The following is a 5,662-nucleotide window of genomic DNA, read 5'->3' on the forward strand; positions in this document are numbered from 1 at the left end:
AAGGATTTTATATGAATGAAAGGTTGGGGTTCACAGGCGAACTATCTACAACTGCAATGGGAATTATGCCTCATGAAGGTGTGGATGAGGCATTGAAACTTGCCCTTACGATGGACATACCTTTCTGGCCCCAGCTTCCAAGACTTTCCTTCTATGAAGATATGTACGTACAGGCTATGGAAAATTTTCCCGGTGTTATAATAGATGAGAAACATATGAAAATTTTTGTTGATACAAATAAATTTATCGAAGAGATACCCCAATATCTTGAAAAGGAAGACAATATTGAAACCTTTAAGATATCTGAGAGGTATTCTCTTGTGTATAGATCCTTTTTAACAATGGAGCTATCCTCCTATCGTGCCATAAGGGGCCAGGTTATCAGCCCTGTGAGCCTCACATTAAAAATAGTAGATGAGAATGACAAACCGATAGTTTATAATGATGAAATACGGGCGCTCGCCTTTTCTTTTATTCAGAAAAGGGTGAATGCCCAGTATATGGAGTTGAAAGAAAAGAATGATAAGGCCTTTGTATGGGTTGATGATCCTGGCCTTGAATTTATTTTTAGTGCCATGTGTGGCTATGACAATATCAAAGCAAAGAAAGAGTTGATGGACTTTTTTAATGGTATCAATGGGGCAAGGGGGCTGCACCTCTGTGGCAAGCCTGACTGGGATTTTTTACTTTCCCTGAACAATATAGAGATGATATCCTTCAATGCATACGCCTTTGGAGATGTTTTTGTTACATATGATAAAGTAAAGGATCTTGTGGAGAGAGGAAACATTATCAGCTGGGGTATAGTGCCAACCTGTTACGAAGACTTTTCAAAAGAAGATATAAGTAATCTGGCAAGAAGACTTGAGGGAATGTGGGGTGTATTGGAAAGAAGAGGGCTGGATATGGGAACGATTATTCAAAATAGTCTGCTTGCCCCTGCAACATGTAATTTACTGAATCCGGATAAGACGGTTACAGTTGAAAAATCCTTTGAGCTATTAAATGAACTCTCATATTATTTAAAAGAGAGATATGTACAATGAATAAAATCCATGTGGTTTGTAAAAGAAGGAAAGAAGATGCAACAAGAATTGCAGGGGAGCTTATAGAAGCATTTGGTAAGCATAACAATATCTTTGTGGATGAAGAATCGGCAAGGTTATTGGGTTATGAGAAATATTTTGAAATGGAACATGTTGGCGAGGGGGCTAATTTTATTGTGGTCCTCGGTGGGGATGGAACATTGCTCAGTATCTCGAGGCAACTGAGAGGGAAGGATGTGCCCATCCTTGGAGTAAATTTAGGAGGACTTGGTTTCTTAACGGAGATTTCTGTGGAAGAGCTGCCCACAATGGTTGAACAGGTGTTGAGAGGTAAGTACGGTATCTCCAGGAGGATAATGCTAAATGTAAAGGTAGAGAGGGAGAATGATGAGATATTCGAATTTACGGTTTTAAATGATGCAGTCATCACGAAAGATGCCCTCGCGAGGATTATCGATATAGAGACATATGTGAACGGAGAGTATTTAACAACCTATAAAGCCGATGGACTCATATTTTCCACTCCCACAGGTTCTACCGGTTATTCCCTTTCAGCAGGGGGGCCAATCCTTTACCCCTCTTTGAGGAATATTATTATTACACCTATTTGTCCCCACATGCTTACAAATAGACCTATCGTGCTTCCTGGAGATGTGGCTATCAGGGTGGTACTGCAATCAAGAGAAGAGAGGGTTGTTCTGACCCTTGATGGGCAGATTGGATTCCCATTAGAATATGGAGATGAGATTGAGGTGAGGGAATCTCCTCACACGGTAAGTCTTATTAAGTCTTCATCAAGAGGATACTTTGAGATATTAAGAACAAAATTGAAATGGGGTGAAAGGTAACTATGCTTGCCTTTCTTAAGGTGAAAGGTTTTGCCATAATAGATGAATTACAGGTTGAATTTGGAGAAGGTTTCAATGTGATCACAGGAGAGACAGGGGCAGGAAAATCAATAATAATAAATGCCCTCTCAACGCTGATGAATGCGAAGACATCTGCCGACATGATAAGAAGCAGTGCACAGCAAGCTGAGGTTACAGGACATTTTTTCTATGGTAATAAAGAATACATTTTAAAGAGAATCATTAATATATCTGGCAGATCAAGGGCCTTTTTAAATGATGAACCTGCGACATTGAACAGGTTAGAAGAAACAGGGAATATGCTGATAAATATTTACGGTCAAAATGAGTTTCAGTATCTTCTTGACAAGGATAGTTATATTGGGATGATAGATAGCCTCCTTGCCCTTAATAAGGAAAGGGAATCGCTTACTGAGAAGGTAGAAATGTTACAGAAAATGAGGATGGAGCTGGAAACGAAGAAGAAAGAGGTCGAGGGGAGAGAAAGGGAAATCACCCTTCTTGAGTTTCAGACAGAGGAGATTGAAAGGGAGAATTTAAAGGAAGGGGAAGAAGAAATTATAAAGGAAAGACTGAAAATATTAAGGGATGCGGAAAAGATAAAAAGCAGTTTTGAGGTTATTACGGAAAATATGTATGAAGGCGAAAATTCAGTACAGATCAATTTTAAAAGGTTTATTAATTTACTCAAGCCCTTCAGCAATATCGAAAAAATGGAAAGTTTGAAAAAAAGAATTGAATCAATATCGTTTGATGTTGAGGATCTACTGATGGAAATAAAGGATATAGAAAAAAGGCTGTCTTATGACACCGATGAGCTTAAGGGTCTTGAAGAGAGGTTATCAAGGATTTATGAGCTCAAGAGCAAATATGGAAAAACATACAGTGATATAAAACAATTTGAAGAATCAGCTAAAAAGAGGCTTGCGTACCTTGCAACGCTTTCAGAGGATATAGGATCTCTTGAAAAGGTAAGGGGCATGCTTGAGGATGAGGTTTTGAAAATTGCAGATAAACTTTCGGCGGAGAGAAAAAGGGGCACGAGAGCGATTGAAAAGGCAATTATTGATGAACTCAGCTTTCTTTCCATGAAGGGATCGATGTTTAAGGTTGCAATAACGGACAAAGGTAGTATTGATAAAAATGGCAGGGACGATATAGAGCTAATGATAAGTACAAACCCAGGGGAGCCATTGAAACCTCTAAGAAAGGTAGCGTCCGGAGGGGAGTTGTCGAGGATTATGCTTGCAATTAAGAGGGTAATTGGTGGCGAAGAGGAAAAGACCCTCATATTCGATGAGGTTGATGCTGGTATTGGCGGGAGGGTTGCAGATCTGGTAGGCAAAAGATTGAAAAACCTTGCAAGGAAACATCAGGTCATATGTATAACACATCTTCCCCAGATAGCAACCTACGGCGATCATCACTTTCTGGTAGAAAAATATTATACACATAGGACCACAAAAGCGGGGATAAAGAGGCTTTCGGATGATGAAAGGATAACTGAAATAGCAAGAATGATAGGTGGCACAACAATTACAGAGAAAACATTACAAAGGGCTGAGGAGATGTTGCGTAATGCTTAGAAAAGCAGGTATCGAGGATATGAAGAAAATACACGGTATCATTAATTTTTCTGCATCCCGTGGGGAGATGCTGCCGAGATCACTCGGTGAACTATACGATAATATGCGGGATTACTTTGTTTATGAAGAAAATGGAAATATTCTGGGAACGTGTGCATTACATATATGCTGGGAGGATCTTGCAGAGGTCAGGTCGCTCTGTGTGGTTGAATCGTCAAGGAAAAAAGGCATTGGGAAAATGCTTGTTAATGCCTGCCTTGAAGAAGCAAAAAGGTTTAATATAGGAAGAATATTTCTCCTCACCTATCAGGAGGAGTTTTTTAAAAAATGTGGTTTCACACCGGTTGACAAAAAAGAGCTTCCACAAAAAATATGGTCTGATTGCATAAAATGTCCTAAATTTCCCGAATGTGATGAGGTAGCAATGATACTAAATCTATACCCTATCCCCTAACCCCCTATACCCTATGCCTTATACCCTGTACCCTATACCCTATTATTAGAGGGACAACATGGAAAGTGAGCAAATAGAAATTAGAATCAGGGGCAGCTTTGACAGTTATGAACTCTTCTTCTTGAAGGAAAAGACTAAAAGATATGAGAGTAGGGATAAAGAACTGTATGGGGTTGAACTCAAAGAAGAAGAAGGCATTGCCTTAAGGGGTATTAAGAATAACAGGATGGTCTTTTCATACACGTATGATAAGGGGGATAAAGGGATTGCTACATTACTTGAGAATACAAAAATGCTTATGCCTTTTGCCGAAGATGATAAAGATATAGGTTTTCCAGGGCGATATGATAATTACCCATTCCTTGAATTGTATGATTATGAAGGGTTAAGGGTTGATGATACACAGAAAATTTCTTTGCTTTTGGAAATGGAAAAGACCATGTTGGATTATGACAGGAGGATCGTAACAACAAGGAATTGTGGATTGCAGGAGACCGAGATCCAGACCAGGATTATAAATTCAAGGGGACTGAAAGCAGAGGGTAAGAAAACCCTGTATACCCTTTTTGCCCTGTGTGTTGCAAAGGATGAAGACGAAGTTCCATGGTATGATTGGTCATGGGCCCACTCATTAAATAAAATTGATGGAAAAGAATTAGGCACGGAGATCGCGCAAAAAGCAATTTCTTTTCTTTTTAGCAAGCAGATAAGCACTGGAATATATGAAGGGATTTTGACCCCCCAGGCTTCATGTGAAATGCTGGGTATACTTTCAAGTTCTTTTCTTTCTGAAAGCCTTTACAAAAATAAGACAATGCTAAAAGATAAAACAGGAACAAGGTATTTTTCGGATGTTATAAATATTATTGATTCAGGCAAAGAAGGGATGGGCAGTTTTCCCTTTGATGGGGAAGGTGTGCTATCAGAGGAGAATATCCTTGTAAGGGATGGGTATTTTGAAGGGTTTCTTTATGATACTTACTATGGAAGGAAGTTTCGGAAGATATCAACAGGTAATGGGGTGAGAAGAGGGGTTAAGGAGCCACCTGCATGTGCTCCAAGAGGTTTTTTTATTGAGAGAGGCAAAAGAGACATAAAGGGAGCCATGACAGATGGCATTGTTATCGAGGAACTTATGGGGACGCATACTGCGAATCCTATTACTGGAGACTTTTCACTCGGTGCAGTCGGCCACCTTTATAAAAACGGTATAAAGACGCCCTTTAAAGGGGTGATCTTTTCAGGGAATATATTTGAACTACTGAACAATGTCAAAGAGGTTGGAACAGATTTGATGTTCTATGGAACCTTTGGTTCTCCTTCTCTTTTTATAGAAGGTATAAAAATCAGCGGAAAATGATAAACTGAGCGATTCATAACCCCCTTTTTTCCAGCCTTTTCTTTAATATTTTTTATGGGCACAAATAAAAGCTTGACATATTAGTTTTTTCCTGTAAAATTTATGTGTTCAGTGTATGAACATATTCAAAATCTTTGTAATATTGCTATGGTACAAACCGTACCCTGGCGGTAGCCTTTTTTAATTCAGCGTAGAGTAATGAGCTAAGAGGTAAGAGTTTCAAAAATGATAAAATTTCGCTTTGAGAATTTGAAAATTTGGCAACGAGCCGTTGAAGTGGCACGAAAACTATTCCGTTTAGCAGATATTTTAGAAGAAAAAAGGTTGTACCGCTTTGCTGATCAGCT

General features: G+C 39.1%; 5 protein-coding genes. All 5 read left to right on the forward strand.

The window, feature by feature from the left end; genetic code table 11:
* Positions 1 to 1,046 (forward strand): hypothetical protein (locus NTU69_05190; protein ID MCX5802915.1); only part of this gene is annotated, 1,046 nt, incomplete at its 5' end.
* Between the two features lie 143 nt (positions 1,047 to 1,189).
* Positions 1,190 to 1,894: an NAD(+)/NADH kinase gene (locus NTU69_05195; protein MCX5802916.1), complete on the forward strand. Its 705-nt coding sequence runs from the start codon at positions 1,190 to 1,192 to the stop codon at positions 1,892 to 1,894.
* Positions 1,895 to 1,896: 2 nt separating this feature from the next.
* Positions 1,897 to 3,501: a DNA repair protein RecN gene (locus NTU69_05200; GenBank protein MCX5802917.1), complete on the forward strand. Its 1,605-nt coding sequence runs from the start codon at positions 1,897 to 1,899 to the stop codon at positions 3,499 to 3,501.
* A complete protein-coding gene (locus NTU69_05205) occupies positions 3,494 to 3,955 on the forward strand; it encodes an N-acetyltransferase (protein ID MCX5802918.1) in 462 nt (153 codons plus the stop codon). Before NTU69_05200 ends, NTU69_05205 begins: the two co-directional genes overlap by 8 nt.
* Positions 3,956 to 4,013: 58 nt before the next feature.
* A complete protein-coding gene (locus NTU69_05210) occupies positions 4,014 to 5,315 on the forward strand; it encodes a TldD/PmbA family protein (GenBank protein ID MCX5802919.1) in 1,302 nt (433 codons plus the stop codon).
* The last annotated feature ends 347 nt before the right edge of the window (positions 5,316 to 5,662 follow it).

The organism is Pseudomonadota bacterium, from assembly GCA_026388215.1.
In the GTDB taxonomy this organism is placed as follows: domain Bacteria; phylum Desulfobacterota; class Syntrophorhabdia; order Syntrophorhabdales; family Syntrophorhabdaceae; genus JAPLKF01.

Excerpts from the sequence above, each read along its gene's own strand:
- NTU69_05210 (MCX5802919.1), top strand. The coding sequence starts at position 4,014 with ATGGAAAGTGAGCAAATAGAAATTAGAATCAGGGGCAGCTTTGACAGT.
- NTU69_05195 (MCX5802916.1), top strand. The coding sequence starts at position 1,190 with ATGGAACATGTTGGCGAGGGGGCTAATTTTATTGTGGTCCTCGGTGGG.
- NTU69_05205 (MCX5802918.1), top strand. The coding sequence starts at position 3,494 with ATGCTTAGAAAAGCAGGTATCGAGGATATGAAGAAAATACACGGTATC.
- NTU69_05200 (MCX5802917.1), top strand. The coding sequence starts at position 1,897 with ATGCTTGCCTTTCTTAAGGTGAAAGGTTTTGCCATAATAGATGAATTA.